At 38.7% G+C, this 20,171-nt stretch carries 14 protein-coding genes and 1 pseudogene; all 15 read left to right on the forward strand.

Features of this window, described 5'->3' with window-relative positions; all coding sequences use genetic code 11:
• Positions 1 to 179 precede the first annotated feature (179 nt).
• Positions 180 to 839, forward strand: coding sequence for a TetR/AcrR family transcriptional regulator (locus tag P0N36_RS10705; protein ID WP_275842843.1), 660 nt, complete (start codon positions 180 to 182; stop codon positions 837 to 839).
• A 16-nt stretch (positions 840 to 855) separates the two neighbouring features.
• Positions 856 to 2,211, forward strand: a complete 1,356-nt coding sequence (locus tag P0N36_RS10710; protein ID WP_275842844.1) for an MFS transporter — start codon at positions 856 to 858, stop codon at positions 2,209 to 2,211.
• Positions 2,212 to 2,269: 58 nt separating this feature from the next.
• Complete coding sequence (locus tag P0N36_RS10715) at positions 2,270 to 2,503, forward strand: hypothetical protein (RefSeq protein ID WP_275842845.1); 234 nt, start codon at positions 2,270 to 2,272, stop codon at positions 2,501 to 2,503.
• On the forward strand, positions 2,484 to 2,795 hold the full coding sequence (locus tag P0N36_RS10720) for a YbjQ family protein (RefSeq protein ID WP_275842846.1): 312 nt from the start codon (positions 2,484 to 2,486) through the stop codon (positions 2,793 to 2,795). Before P0N36_RS10715 ends, P0N36_RS10720 begins: the two co-directional genes overlap by 20 nt.
• Before the next feature lie 281 nt (positions 2,796 to 3,076).
• On the forward strand, positions 3,077 to 5,278 hold the full coding sequence (locus tag P0N36_RS10725) for an InlB B-repeat-containing protein (protein ID WP_275842847.1): 2,202 nt from the start codon (positions 3,077 to 3,079) through the stop codon (positions 5,276 to 5,278).
• A 276-nt stretch (positions 5,279 to 5,554) separates the two neighbouring features.
• Positions 5,555 to 6,568: a hypothetical protein gene (locus P0N36_RS10730; protein WP_275842848.1), complete on the forward strand. Its 1,014-nt coding sequence runs from the start codon at positions 5,555 to 5,557 to the stop codon at positions 6,566 to 6,568.
• Positions 6,569 to 6,681: 113 nt separating this feature from the next.
• Positions 6,682 to 7,578: a sensor domain-containing diguanylate cyclase gene (locus P0N36_RS10735; RefSeq protein WP_275842849.1), complete on the forward strand. Its 897-nt coding sequence runs from the start codon at positions 6,682 to 6,684 to the stop codon at positions 7,576 to 7,578.
• Between the two features lie 100 nt (positions 7,579 to 7,678).
• The gene (locus tag P0N36_RS10740) at positions 7,679 to 9,862 is read left to right on the forward strand and encodes an HD domain-containing phosphohydrolase (protein ID WP_275842850.1); all 2,184 of its coding nucleotides are present in this window, start codon (positions 7,679 to 7,681) and stop codon (positions 9,860 to 9,862) included.
• A 166-nt stretch (positions 9,863 to 10,028) separates the two neighbouring features.
• Positions 10,029 to 10,436: a metallopeptidase family protein gene (locus tag P0N36_RS10745; protein WP_275842851.1), complete on the forward strand. Its 408-nt coding sequence runs from the start codon at positions 10,029 to 10,031 to the stop codon at positions 10,434 to 10,436.
• 177 nt (positions 10,437 to 10,613) lie between these two features.
• Positions 10,614 to 13,394 (forward strand): S-layer homology domain-containing protein, encoded by a 2,781-nt coding sequence (locus P0N36_RS10750; protein WP_275842852.1) that lies wholly within the window; start codon positions 10,614 to 10,616, stop codon positions 13,392 to 13,394.
• A gap of 153 nt (positions 13,395 to 13,547) precedes the next feature.
• On the forward strand, positions 13,548 to 16,079 hold the full coding sequence (locus tag P0N36_RS10755) for an S-layer homology domain-containing protein (RefSeq protein WP_275842853.1): 2,532 nt from the start codon (positions 13,548 to 13,550) through the stop codon (positions 16,077 to 16,079).
• A gap of 443 nt (positions 16,080 to 16,522) precedes the next feature.
• Positions 16,523 to 16,789 carry an S-layer homology domain-containing protein gene (locus P0N36_RS10760; protein WP_275842854.1) on the forward strand — a complete coding sequence of 89 codons (267 nt, stop codon included), beginning with the start codon at positions 16,523 to 16,525 and terminating at the stop codon, positions 16,787 to 16,789.
• A gap of 12 nt (positions 16,790 to 16,801) precedes the next feature.
• Positions 16,802 to 16,900 (forward strand): annotated as a pseudogene (locus P0N36_RS10765) (S-layer homology domain-containing protein); the annotation flags it as partial.
• Positions 16,901 to 16,969: 69 nt separating this feature from the next.
• A complete protein-coding gene (locus P0N36_RS10770; RefSeq protein ID WP_275842856.1) occupies positions 16,970 to 17,776 on the forward strand; it encodes an Ig-like domain-containing protein in 807 nt (268 codons plus the stop codon).
• A partial coding sequence (locus tag P0N36_RS10775) for an Ig-like domain-containing protein (protein ID WP_275842855.1) occupies positions 17,715 to 20,171 on the forward strand: 2,457 nt, incomplete at its 3' end. The genes P0N36_RS10770 and P0N36_RS10775, both read left to right, overlap by 62 nt.

Raw genomic sequence — 20,171 nt, forward strand, 5'->3', positions numbered from 1 at the left:
CAACCGGAGGGACAAGGGCAACCGGAGGGACGGTTCTTGTGACCGAAGCAGAGTAACCAATGAACAACCAGAAGAACCGTCCCTGTTCCAAAACCCCCGGTTCCAATTGACAATCTTGAAACCTCTGATATAATAAATATCATAGTGATAGACTATCTATCACACAAGGAGATGATCGTATGAATCTTAAAAATAAACGCATAAATGAAATAAATAAGCAGAAAGAAAAGAGGAAAGAAGATATATTGGTTGCCGCCATAGAAGTGTTTAAGGAAAAAAGTATTCGATCAGCAAAAATGACGGATATTGCCTTAGAATCAGAAGTAGGAGTTGCAACGGTGTATCGTTATTTTAAAACTAAGCTTGACCTTGTAACTGAAGCGGTTAATTGGATGTGTAAAGAAGAAATACAGTTGATGTTTGAACCTTTTGAAGGTGATGATTATAAGCGTATGACGGGGTTTGAACAAGTATCTTATATTTTAAAACTTTTTATTTTGCTGTATGAAGCGTATCCTGATTTTCTTACACTACTTGAACAATTCGACAATTATGTTGTTGAAGAACAGATTGGCCTGGAACAATTAGAGAATTATGAAAAAAACATTATAGACTTGAAAGAGATAGCATTTGACGCCATAGAGCGAGGTAAAAAAGATGGGTCGATAAAAACGGATATCGACAACAATATTTTTTATACGACCATCACCCATAGTCTGATGAGTCTATCACAAAAACTGATCCTACGTGGCAATATTTTAAAAAGTGATGGTGAAGTAGAAGGTAAGAATCAGTTGGTCATATTGATTGAAATGGCTCAGGGTTATATTAAAAACTAGAATTGCGGAGGGGCAAATGAAAGAAAAATTACCGTTTTCGAAACAAATAGCTTATGCACTTGGACAATTGGGATGGTCTTTGCTATCAGGGATTATTGGAACCTATCTTATTTTCTACTATATACCTACAGAAAAATCAGGGATTATGGTGGCGATTCCACAAATAGCACTTTTTGGTTTCTTGACCATTATAGGTATGATTACAATGCTGGGTAGATTTTTTGATGCCGTAACCGATCCTTGGATTGCAACATTAAGTGACCGTTGTAGATCCAAAAATGGTCGACGTATCACTTATATGAGAAGAGCGGCGGTGCCTTTTGCGGTATTAACGGTGTTGGTCTTTTGGAACCCTATCAATGGTGAGAGTGTGCTTAATGCCATTTTTTTAACCGTGTCTCTGCTTCTGTTTTATTTGTTTTTTACAATGTATGTAACCCCTTATATGGCTTTGTTATCTGAACTTGGTCACACACCTCAAGAGCGACTCAATCTATCAACCTATATATCCGTCACTTGGTTCATTGGGTTTGCATTGGCATCTCAAGCGCCTATCTTATGGAATGCATTTGTTGATATGGGTATGGACAAACAAAACGCCGTTCGTCTGGCATTCGTAGTTTTTGCCGCCATTGGACTGATATTTTTATTGATACCTGTATTTGCCATAGATGAGAAACGTTACTGTGAATCGATTCCTTCAGATATCAAAATGATTGAATCCATCAAAGCAACTTTTCGAAATCGTGAATTTACGATCTTCGCCATGTCGGATTTGGTATATTGGGTGGCCATAACAGTATTTCAAAATGCATTGCTTTATTATATCACCGTATTATTGGATCGACCTGAAGAGATGCTGGGCATCTTATTCATTTTATTAGGCGTAGGCTCTTTCATTTTTTATGCACCGGTTAATGTATTGGCGAAAAAATTTGGTAAGAAAAAACTGCTGATTATTGCTTTTTTAATGTTTATCGCAGCCTTTATATATAGTATTTTCCTAGGGAAACTACCTTTTTCACCTACCCTTCAAGCCTATATCTTGGTCATTATCGCTTCAATACCAATGGCAATATTTGGTATCTTACCAAACGTTGTTATTGCAGACATTGCTGAGTATGATGGGATTATGACAGGGACGAGAAGAGAAGGTATGTTCTTTGGAACACGGACCTTTGTGTCCAAGATTGGTCAAATGATATCCATGTTAATACTGAGCGCTTTACTTTTACTTAGGCAAAATGGTAGTAATGAGATGGGAATTCGTTTAACAGCGGTATTTGCAGCCGTATTTTGCGTCATTGGCTTGATCTTCTTATTGATGTATAATGAAGACAAAGTATTAAAAGGGCTAGCTGACCAGAGGTAGACTAGGGGGGGACGGCTCCTAACCACAAGAACCGTCCCTCAGGTAAGGAGGAAATGATATGAATAAAAAGATAGCCCCGATTGTTGTAGTGGGTATACTCACATCATACTTATTGGGTTATTTGACTTTAATTTTAACGGGCTTATTGATTTCAATACCGGATGGCATTAAGGTAGTATTAGGAATTATCGCAGTAATTATTATTATAGTAATAGCTGCGCTTATTTATACACTCAACATAAGATTAAAAGAGATTGACAAGGAGGATGACGATGATCTTAGTAAATACTGATTATATCACTGGGAAAGAATTTGAAATGTTAGGGATTGTAAAAGGTAGTACAATTCAATCCAAACACATGGGAAAAGACATCATGGCAGGTTTTAAGACCATGGTTGGTGGAGAATTATCTAGTTATAATGAAATGATGAATGAGGCAAGAGCGCTCGGTACTAAAAGAATGGTGGATGAAGCAGAGGCCATGGGCGCAGACGCAATTGTTAATGTTCGTTATGCATCTAGTGCCATTATGCAAGGTGCTGCTGAAGTCATTGTATATGGTACAGCTGTTAAGTTTATCTAAACCAGAGCTAACCAGAGGGACGGTTCTCTTGGTTCCTCTTGGCTCCAAGAAGATAATTCTCATGTAAAAAACCATTAGCGAATATCGCTAGTGGTTTTTTTGGTGTCACGCCGATGTAACAGAGATGTCCGTCATATGTAACGGCAATTTTATATAATGTATTTAGTGGCAACAATAAAGAATGATTTGGTTAACCCCGTTTTCCTTAAAATGAGGCTGAAAATAGCGTACTTACCGCCAGAATCGTGTAAGAATAAAAAATACTATAATGAGGTGAGCTTATGAAAAAAATGAAAAAAGTATTATCATTGGCAATAGCGTTATCATTAATGTTCAGTAGTATGAATGTAGTTAATGCCGAAACTGAACCAGCAACTCCAACTTTGGACATTGCTACAACTCCAGTTGATGAAACATCTGCAGAAGCTTCTTGGTCTGTAACTTTCCCAGATGGTAGCTATATTCTGGATGGTTATGACTACCAATTAAGTGGAAAAGGCAAAGTTAAAGATGTAATGACAACTTCAGCCATCTTTAATGGCTTAACAGCAGGTACAGTTTATTCGTTAACTGTTGACGCTCATTACTCAATAGTTGAGGATGAACAAAGTACATTTGAGGTAGAAACAAAAGACTTTGAAGTAGAAACGACTAAAGAATCTAGCATAAAGAATATTAATATTTGGAGAAGAGAGATTGATGGCATTACAGAGTACGCTCTTTCTACGAGCAATAATAGCACGAGATATGAAACCGTTGAGGAAGCTTTAGAAGCGGCCTTAGAAGAAAAAGGCGAGACCTACGAATCTTTGGAGTCTTATACATCCTTAGAGTTTAAAACCAATGAAGGTGAAGGTTGGGAAAAATCCGAAAAAATTACTGTAGTGGTCATTCAAAAACAAACGGAAACAGAAACCAGATACCGAGTCAAAGGTAGTGAGGATGAATATAGTACAGACCTTGACGAAGTAGTTAAGAACCAAGCAGCAAGTTATGAGTATGATGAATGGATTATTGAAAATGATGATTTTGTTTATACTGTTATGTTAGTGACAAAAGACTTCGTTTCAAAAACAGTAGAAGTGTCATTGCCAGTTAATCTATGGATGGCAGCAGATGATGGTGCAAGGCTTTATATAGACGGGCAAGAAAAAGCCGGCTTATTAAAAAAATGGAATGCACCAAGCAATTACAACAAAGCCAATCTATTTTATATTCACGACTTAAGCAGTAATCCATTTTTAGCAGCAAAAGCATGGGATGGTCATGAATTAACAGGTAAAGGTGACAAAACCATTGCTGGGTTTAAGATGGTACTTGAAGTTCGTGATGAACGGTATAGCGTAACAGATGAAAAATGGTATTACTATACAGGCAAAGGCGAGCCGGAAGAAGATGCTGCAGGAAATTTCTGGTATGAAGAAGACTATATGGCGAATTCGGATCTTTGGACAAGTGTAACAGTTATTGAAAATCCTAATGGTGCTTGGGCAAAAAGCGATGCGTTCCCAGCAGACGGTGACTATATTTGGACACCTTCCTACCTTCATAGTAAGCAAAACAAAATCGATACACCCGTGTATTTTAGAAATGCTCCTACACAAGTTCCGATAGATTATTTTGACATCAAAATCACACCAATTATTAAAGAACGTACAGATGATAGTATTATTAATAACCCAATAGCTGGGAGCATCAAAGCTACTTTCGGCGATACAACAGTCCAATCAAGTGGTAACACAATTAATGCTTCCTTACCAGATGGTACGATTATAACTTTTGAAGCCATAGCTTCTGAGGGTTACAGATTTGTATCTTGGCTGTATAACTTAAATAACGAATTGGATGAAGGTGATGATGGCTATAGACCAAATCCAAGAGAAATAAAGGTTTCAAGTTCATCTAATAAATTTGGACCAACACCTGTATTTGAGGTTGCACCACCGGTGGTTGATCCAACATTCACAGTACTTGCGATAACCGAACAACCGGGTATGGGTACTACAAGTCCTTCAGAACAAACAGTTGAAGCAGACGGTAGTGCTACAGTGACAGCTGAAGCTAACTCAGGATTCATCTTCATCCATTGGACGGATGGTGAATCGATTGTTTCAACAGATGCATCTTACACGGTTGAAGGTGTTCAAAGCGATATGACTTTCTATGCGGTCTTTGACGAAGATACTGAGCCTAACAATCCAGAACCGCGAAGAAGAAGGTCAACACCAGAACCAGAACAGGAAGAAGAAACAGAAACTGAAGTATTCCTAGACCTTGAAGACGAAGCTACACCTGAAGCATTACCGGAAGAAGAGGTTGTTGAACCGGTAGTAGCTATAGAAATCTTAGATGAAGAGATTCCAGAAGCAGATGGTAGTGCTGATGTGGAATTGCCAAAAACTTCCGGTATACCAATAGGTATTTACTATGGATTGGGTATCGCAGTTAGTGGCCTAGGTTTTAAAATTAAAAAAAGAAGCTAACCAGAGGGACAGTTCTCTTGGTTCGAACCACCATAAAATTATAAGTAAGATCCGTTAGCCATTCAATTGGCTGACGGATCTTTTGGTAACTAAGGATACGATTGCTATAGTTCTGTTGGATAGATATTATTCCCAATCAAATGCCTTTAACTATGGACTAAGATGCTTTATAATAAGGGATAGAACAATAAAAAGAGTGTACTTATGGCATATATGATAAATATGAAGGGGTAACATAGGCTAAGCTGATGGACATAGCCTATTAGAGTGAGCAAGATGATTAAAAAAATGGTTGTTTGTGTATGGATGATGCTGATTGTCCTTATGGTGATGCATCCTGTCCTATATGCCAATACACAAATAGAAAAGGACGCGAAGGAAATATTAGAATCAAATACCTTGTTAAGGGTTCATCTAAGTGGTGATGGTGTTTTACAAGTGCATATGGCATCTGTGGACCTTAAGCTAACTTTTGACCGTGTGGGGATAAATGAACTTTATGGCTTAAGTCGATTATCTTTGTCGAAGGTTCCTCAGATGGGTGATTATCATAAGATGGAAATTGGAACAGATTGGATTAGCCCATATATGATGCGAGCCCTTGAAATGGATGATATCGATTTGCCCTTTTATACCGGTGGCTGGCATGGCTCTAATGGTGACGATACGGGAGAAATGACCGCCTATACAGAGTATGTGCGCTTTGGTGTTGACGGTCATCCACTCTATACGGACACATGGTTGGTTTGCAAAACCTTAACCATACAAGTGATCAATCAAGTTCAAGCTTATAATGATGACACCTCGTCACTTAAAGAAGTCATTACTTACACGATAGATCATGATAAGGTGGATATAAAAGTAGATGCAATAGCAAAAAAGTCGCTAGAGATTATCCAATATTTTGGACTTCAGACTCAGAATGGTTGGTGGGATTCTATTCGGTATTATGATTTGATGGGGACATATACAGAAAACACAACCTACCTAAACAGCTATGCCCTACCAAAAAACAAGCAGACAATTCATCAGTTCCAGCTTAGGTCTAGCGGTATAGCGCCCATTCTAACAGCAGGGATGCTGACAGATGGCTTGGGTAGCTTTGGATATCTTAAAGAGGATAAACCGACTTGTTTTACAAGAGGATATGGCAAAACATATTTTAATCTCATTAGTGGTAACCCTCTGATACTAGAAGCTGAAGATCATTTTACTTGGCGTGGTTATTATCAGTTCGAGCCATCTGAGCCAGTGGAACCGGTTATCTCAGAGACACTTGCCCAAGAATAAAATATAAAAATCTAGGAATAGTAAAGATTTGAAGGGTATTGTGATTGATTATAATAAAAAGCTGATATCATTTTGGTCTTTAGGAAATTATGCGTTAAGAAAGAGGTCTTATCATGGATAAGAGAATATTATATGAGAATTTACTGAATTATGTTTATGAGGGGATGTATTTTGTGGATGTGGACCGCAAAATCACTTTTTGGAACCAAGGAGCCGAGCGCATCACAGGCTATAAAGCCGAGGAAGTTGTTGGTAGTTATTGTTATGATAATATCTTAAATCATGTAGATGAAAAAGGAAATAAACTTTGCTTTGGTGGTTGTCCCTTACATGCAACCATTAAGGATGGGAAAAACAGAGATGCACATGTTTATTTACAGCATAAATCAGGAAGCCGCATTAATGTAAAAGTGAGAACAACACCTATTATAGAAAATGGTAAGAATATTGGCGCAGTTGAGCTTTTCATAGAGGAAGTGGATAAGTTTGCTGAATTTTTTGAACTTGTTGAACTAAGAGAAATTGCCTATCGTGATCAATTGACAGGGTTGCCGAATCGTCGTTTTTTAGATGAGAATTTAATGTATCAGATGGAAATGGCACGTAAACTTGATGTATCGGTTGGTATTGCCTTTATAGATATTGATTTTTTTAAAAAGGTCAATGACACCTATGGTCATCTCATGGGTGATGAAACTTTAAAGGTACTGGCAAAAACATTAACAAAAGGTTTACGAACGAGTGATATTGTTGGCCGATGGGGTGGTGAAGAGTTCATTCTAATTTTGCCGAATTCGGATAGTATAAGTTTAGAAGTTTTGTGTGAAAAACTTAGAATGTTAGTGGAAAATAGCTCTGTGGACCGAAGCAACACAGATCTGAAAATCACAATATCGATTGGCGCCACCATCATGCGCAAGAGCGATACTCTAGAGTCAATAATTAATCGAGCAGATTGCTTACTGTATGAAAGCAAAGAAAATGGACGCAATAGAGTAACGATAAGGTGATCAGTGGTCTCGACAAGAGAGACGGTTCTTTTGGTCCAATAACCTACATCAGTAAAAAATATAGATTATTATAATAGCAACGGCAAATGAAAGGCAGATTATGGACAATAGAGCCACTAGAGAAAAAATGACGAAGCACAAAAGCAACGAGTATTTCACAATCTATGAGCTGAAAGAGTTACAAGACACACAGGAGAAGTTCAATAAATACTCAGGCTTATTCAATATTGTTTTTGATTTGAGTGGGACACCAGTGACGAAAATAAAGGATCAAAGGGACCTGTTTGAGGATTTCATTCAACGAATCAAAACACAAAGTAATCTTTTTTCTAGTGCACGGTCAATGGTAAAAATCTACTTTAAAGACCATTTACAGGTATACTTATGTAAAACATCAGAAAAACTATATGGTGTTATAGATCTTATGGCCCACGGAAAAAAAGTAGCCAGTTGGTTGGTTCAAGATACTTACAAAATAGAGAGCAAGGATAGTGATTTCAATCTAGATCCGGCAAAATCCAGTTTTATTACCATATGTCATTTGCTACACCTTCAAATCGAGCAGCTTGAAAAACAAGCTATTCTTAAGATGTGTATACATTATGAGAAAGAGAAACTAGAAAAAAGTCAGCAAGAAAAATTGAGTTTGTATCAGTCTTATGAAGAAAGCCTAAGAGAAAAATCAAATAACCTGGAAGAGGCCAATGCTGAATTAGAAGAAATAAATGCAGTCTTAGAAGAAGAAATAAGTGAAAAAGTATTAGCACAAGAAGCTCTAAAAACAGTTATTGAGACAATAGAAAATCAAGTAAGAGACAGAACAAATGAGTTGCAAGAAATGAACATATCTCTGGAAGAAGAGATTCAAGAACGTATCAAAGTGGAAAGTGATCTAACCAAAGAAAAGACATTCATTGAAGCCTTACTTGAAAGTCTGCCCGGTTATTTATATGTCTATAATATGGAAGGCAAGCTCATACGCTGGAATAAAAAACATGAAACCATGACCGGCTATTCTTCAGACGAGTTAGCACAGATGACCTTGAATCAATGGTTTGATGAAAATGATTTCCATAAGGTACAAAAAGCGGTTGAAGAAGTCTTAGAAACAGGTTATAGCGAAGTAGAAGCAAAGCTAAAATTAAAAAATGGTAAGAAAATGGATATAGTATCTAATGGGGTACGGCTTTATATTGATAATCAGACCTATTTTACAGGTGTGGGCATGGATATAACAGAAAAGAAAAAAGCTGAGGAAAATATTATATATCTTAGTTACCATGATTATTTGACAGGCCTTTATAATAGACGTTTTTATGAAGATTATTTGAAAAAATTAGACGTCGAGAATAGTTTACCATTGACGCTCATGATGGCAGATGTTAATGGCCTAAAACTCACCAATGATGCATTTGGCCATGAAACAGGTGATTTGCTCTTACTGAAAGTTGCTAATATACTGAAGAAAAATTGCCGAAAGGTTGATATTGTAGCCAGAATGGGTGGCGATGAGTTTATACTTTTATTACCATCGACGGATGAAGAAGAAGTGAAGAATATTATTCGAGCAATCAACAGTGATATTTCGGAGGATAGCAGTGAAAATATCATCCTATCAGTTTCAATCGGTTACGCTATTAAACGTGACCGACATAAATCTATGATTGAGGTTTTTCGAGAAGCAGAAGATGATATGTATAGAAATAAAGTATTTGTAAATGCCAGCCTTAGGAGTCGAACCATTGATTTGATCATCAATTCTCTCTATGAAAAAAACAATAGAGAAATGTTTCATTCTAAAAGAGTGGGTCGAATTTGTGAACTCATGGCAGAAAAGATGGGACTTGGAGAAGATGAGATAAAAAAAATAAGTATTGCCGGTCTCATGCATGACATCGGTAAGATTGGGATCGGTGATATGATTCTTAATAAGGTTGAAGCATTAACGCATGAAGAGTGGAAGGATGTAATGCGACACTCAGAGATTGGGTATCGTATATTGAGTTCAGCCAATGAATTTTCAGATATTGCAGATTTCATACTGGCACACCATGAACGATGGGATGGAAGAGGCTATCCAAAGGGTTTAAAGGGTGAAGAAATACCAATAGAAGCTAGGGTTATTACAATTGCAGATGCTTATGATGCGATGACTTCAGACCGTTCCTATAGAAAAGGTCTCAGCAAGTCAGAGGCCATTGAAGAGACCATCAAGTGTTCTGGCACTCAGTTTGATGCTGATTTGGTACGTATTTTTACGGAACAGGTTGTTGAGCTTATCTAAGAGACCAAGAACTCAGTTAACTTTTACCAGAGGCTTTAATTTTTATCTTTTCTTAATGGTCAATATATAGGCCAATATGTTATGATGCAACCAAGGGTGATGACATCCTGGATGAACCTTGAAGATATGAGAAAGCTTAGATGAGCGGACTTGTTTGGAGGCTATTATGGCAGAGACAGATACATTTCCATCGATGGAAGCAATAAGAGATATGTTGGATGACATACAAGAAGACTTACCACCAATACTTTTTGAAGAGCTTAATGGTGGTGTGCTTTTACTACCGGAAGAGAAGTTACATCCTGAGAGTAGAAAAGCAGACAAGCTATATATAAAAGGCGAGTACCATCGCAGTCGTATATTAGGTAGACAGATTATTATCTATTATGGCACGTTCAAAAAACTTTATGAATCAAAATCAGAAAAAAAGATCTACAAAGAGTTAAAAAAGACCTTGCACCATGAGTTTGTTCATCATATTGAATCTTTGGGTGGAGAAAAAGACCTTGAGATTGATGATGCCATTCGACTGGAAGCCTATAGACGAAGAAAAAGCATTAAAAAAGAGTTATAGAAAACCAGGATAAATCCTTATATGACATTTTGATAAATCATTGTCATAATCCATTGAAATCTAAAAAAGTGAGTGCTATACTTATATGAGATTTAGAAGATTACCACCATTTAAGGAACGTATTGAAGCATATTACGTCTAATGGATGAGTAAAGAAATATAATGGAGGGTACACACATGAAAAAATCAATCAGTAAAATAGTTTTATCTATGCTTGTACTTGTTGTATCCATGGGCTTTGGACCAAAAGCTCAAGCAGCAAGTATTTTTTCGGACACAAATAGACACTGGGCAGAGACAGACATCTATAAAGGCGTAACAGAAGGCTTTATAAAAGGCTATACAGATGGCACCTTCAAACCGGATCAACCGGTGACTCGGGCTGAGTTTAGTAAGATGCTGAATCAAGCCCTAGGGGTAACGGGTACAGTGAATATAACTATGAAAGATCTAAAGACAACAGACTGGTACTATAATGAAGTTAGAAAAGCGGTTGCAGCCGGCTATATCACAGGTTACACAGATAACACTTTTAAGCCGGACAATAATATTACTAGACAAGAAGCGGCCAGCATGATTGCCAAAGTCATACCTAATTACGGTACAACCACCAAACTAACCGGCATTTTAGATACGAAGGATATATCTAATTGGGCCAAGGATAGTGTTGAAGCGGTGTTTGGCCGTGGCTATATTACCGGTGACAATCGTAAGATGTACCGTCCGCTAGGCGCTCTAACCAGAGGAGAAGCTTGTGTCATATTATTACGTCTTCTAGATGGTGAACAGATTGTTACCACATCTAATTATGTTATTGATAAAAAAGGGACCACAAGAAGCAGAACCATCTATACAAATAATTTGACCATCCATAAAGACGTAGGAACAGGCGATGTTGATCTTGACCGTGTTGTTGTCCTTGGTACCTTAAGCGTTCAAGGTGGTGGCGATAGTACAATCGAGATTGAAGACTCCAGAATCCGTAATATGAATGTAGAAAAAACTTCCGGTGATGTTAGAGTACTTCTTAGAGGGAATACAACGGTTGAAACAACCACAGCAAAGTACGGTAGTACACTGGAGCAAGTCAGTATGAGTGGTGAAGGTTATAAGAATCTAAGGTTAGACGGTAGTAATCTAAGCAAACAAGAAACCATCTTAAAAGGAACGTTCCCAAGTGTAATAGTAGACGATACAGTCTTACTGTCTTTAACTTCCGGCAAGATTACGGACCTTAGGGTGAACTCAGGCGCTAATGGTAGTGTCATTAGCTTGGCCAGTGGTACCACAGTAACCAATACGGATGTGTATTCAAGAACAAGTTTTACAGGAACAGGTCGAATTACAACTCTAAAAGCTTATGCCAATGATATCACTTACCAAACTAAGCCAAGTAAAATCACCTCAGGAACTTCTTTATCGAGGCCGCCTGTACTTGGTGAAGATACAGAAGGGCCAGTGCCTACCTTTACGCCAAAATCAGATGCAACAGGTGTAGCAACCAATACAAAAATTGTCGTAACCTTTAATGAAGCCATTTATTTAGATAGAGGCGGACGGGTTTATGCCGATGACATCAAAGATATTATTGAGATTAGAAAAGATAAGTCAACAGGCACTAGAATCAGTTTTACCGGAACAATCAGTTCAGACCGTAAGACGTTAACTATAACACCGGATGAGATCTTGGACATGAGTACCTATTACTATATTATTTTGTTAGATGAATCTATAGAGGATGCTGAAGGCAATGAAAACGAAAAAGAGACTTCCAGATTCAGAACAGGTAATCAAGATCTAGTACCACCAAAGCCAACATTTTCACCTGTCAACAACGCGACGAACATTGCGGTAACCTCTAACATAACCATAAGCTTTGATGAAGCCATTCGTTTGGTAAATAACAGTGCGGTGACCAACTCTAATATTACAAGTTTTATTGAGCTTAGGGAAAACAGTGCAACTGGTACAAAAAAAGCTTTCTCAGCGTCTATCAATTCGTCTAAGAGGTTAATTACAATCGATCCTAGTGCAGACTTGGCCATTGATAAAAACTATTATATCATCATACTGGCAAACAGGATTGAGGACGCCAGTGACAATGCAGTACCAAAGACCACATCTACTTTCAAGACCGGATTACCAATTGCTGTAACACCAACCATCACGACAAATCCGGCAACAACGACAGCGATTGCTAATAATGGTACTGTATCAGTGACTTTGTCTTCGACAACTTCTGGTGGTAATATATATTATACAACGAATGGATCAACACCAACAGTAACACCAGCACTATTATATACTGAACCTTTTTATGTTGACAATGTAGGAAATCTTGTTGACGGTCAGACAATTACAGTTAAGGCCATTTATACAAAGGTGGGTATGACCAACTCGGCAGTTGCTACGAAGGCCATCACCTTTGTAACCAATAGAGTGGCAACACCAACCATTACCACTGACCCATCTAATGTGTCCGCTATTCCTAGCGATAAACCGGTTGTGGTGACTATAGAATCAGCTACCGATGGATCAAAGATTTTTTATGCGATTGAAAATGAAGATAACTATAACGAATATGATGGATCCATTACTATTAAAGATATTGACCCAGATGGAGATGTGATAACCATATATGCATATGCCACAAAAATTGGTATGGGTATGTCGGAGGTCTCAACAAAGGATATTAATTTTATCAATAATACAGTAAAAACGCCTACTATAGAAATTGTTAAAGCGTCTGATAATGAATCAGCTAGTGTAACTATTGTATCTGAAACGAGCTCAGCAAAAATTTATGTTACTATAAATGATGGACCTGAAATAGAACTTAGTGGAAATAGTTTTGATGTTACTGTTCTTGAGTATGGTACTTCGGTGACAATTAAGGCAACTGCTAGAAAGTCTGGTATGTTAGATTCTGAAATGAGTACAAAAACAGTCAGCTTTTAAAAAATTAGTCTTATTAATCAAATATTTTAAGGCCTATTTAAAACGTTAACCATAATGTTTTAAACAGGCCTTTTTCTTGTTGCCTTTATCTTTTTATGGTAAAGTGAGTATAAGAAAAGGTAATAAAAATGATTGACTAAGGATGGGAATTCTATGAATAGGAATTATAAAAAAGTATTATGGTTGATACTAGCTTTAACTACAATAATAGGAACAGGTCATACAAGTAGCGGAGCCACATATTTTACAGATGTAAAGGGCCACTGGGCAGAGTCTGATATTTATGAAGGGGTAGCCCTTGGGATCGTTTCCGGTTATTCAGACAATACTTTCAAACCGAACAGTTTGGTTACCCGTGCAGAGTTTTCTAAGATGATGAACCAAGCTCTTGGAGTTACACACACAACGTCAATTAATATGTGGGATGTAAGCTATTATCATTGGTACTATTATGAGGTTCAAAAAGCCGTCGCAGCTGGCTACATCTCCGGGTATACGGATGGAAGCTTCAAGCCGAATCATCGTATCAGTCGTCAGGAAGCGGCCACAATGATTGCAAAAATCATGCCAAGAGAAACCTTATCTGTAGGTCAAAAAGTCTATGTAGATTATAATCAAGTAGCAAGTTGGGCTAGAGACCATGTGGATTTGGTCGCATCTAAGGGCTATATTACCGGCGATGCAAATGGGATGTACAGACCCGGTGGGGCACTGACCCGAGCAGAAGCCTGTGTGATTCTGGTTCGGGTATTAAAAGGAGAGCAGATAGTACGAAACACAACCTATATAAACTCAGATAACCTATCAAGAAGCCGTCAGATTTATGCCAACAACTTAATTATTGAGGAAAATGTAGGAAGCGGTCATGTTAAGTTAGACAATATCGTTGTTCTAGGTGAACTGATCGTTGAAGGTGGGGGAGAAAACACCATTGATATTAACAACTCCAGAATCATGAAACTGACTATGGCCAAAGATACAGGAGATGTAAGGGTTGTACTTAGAGGTGGAACCGGTGTTGAAGATCTCCTCATTAAAAATGGTGGTATATTGGAACAGAGGGATGTCTTAGGTAATGATGTCAAACAAGTTCGATTAAAAGGTCGTGCGCTTGATGAACAAAGGGTAACCCTTCTTGGTAATTTTCCAAATGTCAAAATTGAAGAAGAAGCCATGATGACTTTGGGCAGCGGTAGTATACAGTATTTGATGGTGGCATCTGAAGGGAAGGATTCAATCCTTCGTCTATCTTATGGAACAAGAGTGGAGATTTCTGCTGTATATGCCCCTACTCATTTTAAAGGCGCCGGTACTCTGACCACTTTGAGAGCTTATGCCAATGATATAACTTATGAGACTCTTCCAAGTCAAGTGACACGTGGTACCAGTCTTAGGAGACCGCCTGCACTTGCAGAAGATGAACAAGGCCCTGAGCCGACTTTTTATCCTGGAGACGGTGCCCGTGATATTGCTGTTAGCAGTCAGATTGTTGTGGTTTTTGATGAACCTATTTATCGTGATTATGGAGAGCCGATCACCAGTTCGGATATTAGAAATATCATTGATATCAGACGCACAAGAACCACGGGTACGCGTATAGACTACGAAGCTACCATTAGTTCGGATCAACGTACTTTAACACTGACACCCATAGATTATCTAGAGACAGACACTTACTATTATATTGTTCTAAGAGATGAATCGGTTATGGATATCTATGGCAATGAGAATGACAGGATGACGGCAAGGTTCAGAACATCGGGTCTAGATCTTGTGCCCCCTGAACCGGACTTCTCACCAAGAGAAGGCGCGACAGGTGTTTCAGTCAATACATCAATAGTCATAGATTTTGATAGATCTGTTCTTATGATAGGAGATAGAGACATTGAAGATGGTCAGATACCCACTTTTATTGAATTAAGAGCCGGGAGTGTGACCGGACCCAAAAAAGTCTTTAGAGCCGAGATGCGATCAGGTGACGAGAGCATACGCATATATCCAACAGGTTCACTTGATCTAAATGAGACCTATTATATCATTGTCTTAGCAAATTATATTATGGATGAGAGTGGTAATGTGATACCAAGGACCACGTCTTATTTCAAAACAGTTTTGCCAACGGCTTCAAGACCGGTGATTAGCACCAATCCGTCAGATACAACTCAAGTAATGAACCATGGGATAGTGAGGGTGACTTTGACCACCGGTACAAGTGGCGGATATATTTATTATACTTTAGATGGAAGCAATCCCACCACCAGTGATCTGATTTATACGGCACCCTTTGAGTTATCAACAGATTTGCTCCTTGGTGAGACCATAACTGTAAAAGCAGTGACCGTCCATTCTGATATGAACACATCCAGTACAGCGACAAAAGTTATTAATTTTTTGCCGAATCAAGTGGCAGCACCACTGATAACATCAGATGCTGTTAATCCGGATGCCATTGAACAAGGTACGAATGTAAACATTACCATAACAACGACCACACCGGGAACAAGCATTTATTTCACCACAAATGGTAATGATCCGACAGAACAGGACACAGAATATACCGGCGCTTTTAGCATCAATGCACCTGTGAATCTAGACGGTACAATTACGATCAAAGCCATCGCTGTAGGTGAAGGTATGGATGATTCGGAGATGGTTAACCTTACGTTGATTTTTATTAATGATTAAGTAATGGCCTTGACATACTTTATGTCAAACAATTTGACAATGACAAAATGAATAAGATGAAGATTTATATTGTCTATTTTTGTATAATATAGAGAGATTAATAAGCGTAGGACTCCATTCAGTGACTTACGCTTATGGGTGGAGAGATTAGATATAGAAAATACCATACACAATAAAAGAGGAAGACCCTTGGGAGAGAGAAAGGGCCTTCCTTTTTTATTTTGCAAAGAATACTAAGTTGGGACCAACATTGTTATTATTATAATAAGAAGAATATGAACAGGAGTGCCTTTGACATGAATCATGTCAGTTTAATTGTCAATGACAAAAGCCATAATAACAAGATTATTTTGAGTGTTTTTAATATAATAAATTAGAAGCTGGTACATATGGCCTATTAAATAAGAAATTGGATTTACTCAAGGAAAAAGGAGGATTTTTTAATGAGAAGGAGAATAAAGCGCTTTTTGGCTCTTTTTTGTTCATTGGTGATGCTATTAACGATGGTTCAAGTGAACGTATTTGCTATGTCAAAGGACATAGATAATCATTGGGCAAAAAACACAATTCAAACTTGGATGGACCTAGATTTAGTGAGTGGCTATCCGGATGGAACTTTTAGGCCGGATGCAAATATCACAAGAGCCGAGTACATGGCACTTGTGAATAATGTCTACAGTTTAACCCAGGAAACGGACATTAGCTTTTAAGATGTTAAGGCAAGTGATTGGTATTATAATGTAGTGAGGCGTGCTTTGTTTGCAGGGTATGTAGGTGGATATCCTGATAATAAAATTAGACCCAATCAGCCTATAACAAGGCAAGAAGCAGCGGTTATAATAGCAAAAATAAAAGGATTAGAAGAAAATCCATTAAGAGCGAATGACTTATTGGATGGTAGTAGTATAGATCCTTGGAGTAAAGGGTATATAGGTGCAGTATTAGAAGCTGGATATATGGCAGGTTATCCGGATGGAACATTCAAGGCAAGAAACCCAATAAAGAGAGGGGAAGCGGTTTTTGCTCTAAATAATACGAAAAAAGATCATGAAGAAAGTGAAGAAATAACAGAAAGCATAGATGAGGAGGGCATTAGTGTTCCCACATCACCATCATCATCAAGTGGTGGTGGCGGTGGTGGTGGTTCACAAACAATAGCAGTTACTACAATCACAGTAAGTGGTGCCGGGGGAGCTTCCACAATAACTACGGTTGATGGCACATTGCAGATGAGTGTAAATGTTGCACCAGCTGAAGCAAGCAACAAATCAGTAACATGGTCAGTAACGCCACAAACTGGTTCAGCAACAATTAGCTCTACCGGATTATTAACGGCAGTTGCTAACGGCACTATAACCGTCGTAGCAACAGCACAAGATGGATCAGGCATCACAGGAAGTCGGCAAATCATAATCTCAGGTCAGAGTACTGAGGGTGTGAGTAACAAAGCAGAATTAGAAGCAGCAATTGACAATAACAGCATTACGAATATTGTGCTGATATCCTCAATAACTGATGACATAGCACAGTCAACGGCTAGAACTTCTAGCTTCACGATTGACTTTGGTAGTCATGTATTAACAGGTAATCTAGATATTACAGCTAATAATCTTTCTATGATTACGTTTAATGGGGATGCAGGCACTAGAATTGATGGCGACATCACTTCAAGCAACAGGTGCTACAGTAAACAATAACGTTGCTATTACAGGTACAGCAACCCTAAATGGGGTAGGATTTAGCAGTTATAATGCAAACCGAGTACACGGAGGCGGCATAAGGCTAATTGGCCGCGGAAGACTGAACTTGTCAGGTAACGCAGGTGATTCAGATGTAGAGATAGATACTGAGGAGACCGTTGAACTGGCAGGACAGGCAAATAATGTTGTTCTAAGACGAATAAATACAGGCATTTCCTTATCAGGTAATATAGCAAGCATTATAGTTGATATGGTAGCAGCAGGCTCAAGAATTGAAAGATTGGGTGGGTCTACTGTTAGTTCATTGGTTGCAAATGGTGCGGTTACATTAGCTCGTGAAGATAATGTAGATGAAATAGGAGACGTTGGTGGCGATGCTGCCGGAGATGTAACACAGCCGATAGAATATAGACTGACAATGGTCGCAGAACCGTTAGCAGGCGGTACAGTCACTGGTGCTGGTAGTACTAATTCTAGGCTGTATACTGAAGGAACAGAAGTGGATATTGATGCCTCTGCGAATCTTGGGTATAATTTTGATGGATGGGGGGCGACAACAGGAATATTTGACGCTGCCGGGACAGCCAATACGAAGTTTCATATGCCGGCTCAAGCAACTACAGTTACAGCTAACTTCAGTCCAATAGTGGTAACAGATGTTGAGATTGACCAAGATAATCATACGATTAAAACAGGAACTTCATCACAGCTTAGTGCAACCATATCACCTGGAGATGCTTTAGACCAGGGCATTTTATGGTCGACAAGTGATGCGGATGTAGCTATTGTAGATAACTCAGGCGAAGTAATAGGCGTAGCGGCAGGAACCGCAGTTATTACCGTTGCCACCAATGATGGTGGTTATACGGATACTGTCATAATTACTGTAGAAAATAGAGAGATTACTTCTGTAGAAACAATCTCAGAGATCTATGTTGCATATGCGACTTCATTAGGAGCGGTAGAAGCTCAATTACCGGCCAGGGTCGAAGTCACATTAGATAATGCATCAACGGAAAATCTAGAAGTGATATGGGATAATGGAACGCCGGTTTATGATGGCACAATATCCGGTACATATGTTTTTGAAGGTACCCTCATATTAGCAACGGGTATGTCAAATACCGCAAGTTATGTAGCGACGGTAGAAGTGATGGTTGATGTTGACAAGAGTGCTTTACTAGCAGCAATTGAGGCTGGGAATATTAAGCATGATGCAGCAATAGAAGGTATAGAAATAGGCGAGTATGTTTCAGGTGCAAAAGTCATATTCAAAACGGCAATTGAAGCTGCAGAAGGAGTAGCAGGAGATGCAAGTGCAACTCAAGGGGCTGTGAATCAAGCAGTAATTGACTTAGCAACAGCTGAAGGTATCTTTGACGGGGCTGAGATTACATCTATCGATAAGAGTGCCTTAACAACAGCGATCACAGCAGCACAAGGAAAACATGACGCTGCAGTAGAAGGTATAGAAATAGGTGAGTGTGGACCAGGATCAAAAGCAACGTTCCAATCGGCAATCGATACAGCACAGACAGTAGCAGGAGATACAAGTGCAACTCAAGCAGCTGTGAATCAAGCAGTAAGTGACTTAGCAACAGCTGAAGGTATTTTTGATGGGACTCAAGTTACATCAATTGATAAGAGTGCCCTAGTAACAGAAATAGCAGGGGCTAATGTTAATAAAGGAACAGTCGCTGTTAGTTTAGATGGTTCAGAGGTGCTTACAACAGATGAATGGGTATCAATAGCAGTTATGACGGACTATGAAACAGCAATAGGTATTGCTCAAGGCATCCATGATGATCATAATACAACACAAGCTATTGTTAACCAAGCCGTGATTGATTTATTAGCATCTACGCTTGCATTTAACAATGCGAAGGCATTTGGAACGCTCACTGCGGAACCGGTTGGTAGTCTTCTTGATGCAAAAGCAGGCACAAACTTCATAGGTGTTCTCTATACTAGGGATGGAAATATCTACTACAATCAGCAAGATAGCGATGACATCTGGGGAACCGAAGTGATGATCGGAGGAGGAAGCGAAGGGAGACTTGCAATCGATCATGCTAATAAACCCCATGTTGCTTACACCACAACGGAAGGAAAAATTGGATATAGAGTGTATAATGGTAGCATTTGGAGTGGCATTCAACTAATAGAGTCCAATCATGGAGGTGTGTGTAAGTGGCCTTCAATAGATCTTGATAATGCTAATAATCCTCGAATTACTTATGTCGATACCATGGGTGATACGGCTGGGACGACGAACCAACCTGATGTGATGTACGCATATATAAATGATGGTGAATTCGCAAGACAACTTCTTCATAGCGGATACTACGATTCATATTTCAAATATGGAAGTTACTCAGCTGAAAAGAGTCCT

This window comes from Petrocella sp. FN5, from assembly GCF_029210395.1.
Lineage (GTDB): Bacteria > Bacillota > Clostridia > Lachnospirales > Vallitaleaceae > Petrocella.

Bases quoted from the DNA above. Each gene is read 5' to 3' on its own strand.
- P0N36_RS10715 (WP_275842845.1), top strand. From the start codon at position 2,270: ATGAATAAAAAGATAGCCCCGATTGTTGTAGTGGGTATACTCACATCA.
- P0N36_RS10735 (WP_275842849.1), top strand. From the start codon at position 6,682: ATGGATAAGAGAATATTATATGAGAATTTACTGAATTATGTTTATGAG.
- P0N36_RS10730 (WP_275842848.1), top strand. From the start codon at position 5,555: ATGATTAAAAAAATGGTTGTTTGTGTATGGATGATGCTGATTGTCCTT.
- P0N36_RS10745 (WP_275842851.1), top strand. From the start codon at position 10,029: ATGGCAGAGACAGATACATTTCCATCGATGGAAGCAATAAGAGATATG.
- P0N36_RS10755 (WP_275842853.1), top strand. From the start codon at position 13,548: ATGAATAGGAATTATAAAAAAGTATTATGGTTGATACTAGCTTTAACT.
- P0N36_RS10750 (WP_275842852.1), top strand. From the start codon at position 10,614: ATGAAAAAATCAATCAGTAAAATAGTTTTATCTATGCTTGTACTTGTT.
- P0N36_RS10710 (WP_275842844.1), top strand. From the start codon at position 856: ATGAAAGAAAAATTACCGTTTTCGAAACAAATAGCTTATGCACTTGGA.
- P0N36_RS10740 (WP_275842850.1), top strand. From the start codon at position 7,679: ATGGACAATAGAGCCACTAGAGAAAAAATGACGAAGCACAAAAGCAAC.
- P0N36_RS10725 (WP_275842847.1), top strand. From the start codon at position 3,077: ATGAAAAAAATGAAAAAAGTATTATCATTGGCAATAGCGTTATCATTA.
- P0N36_RS10705 (WP_275842843.1), top strand. From the start codon at position 180: ATGAATCTTAAAAATAAACGCATAAATGAAATAAATAAGCAGAAAGAA.
- P0N36_RS10720 (WP_275842846.1), top strand. From the start codon at position 2,484: ATGATCTTAGTAAATACTGATTATATCACTGGGAAAGAATTTGAAATG.
- P0N36_RS10760 (WP_275842854.1), top strand. From the start codon at position 16,523: ATGAGAAGGAGAATAAAGCGCTTTTTGGCTCTTTTTTGTTCATTGGTG.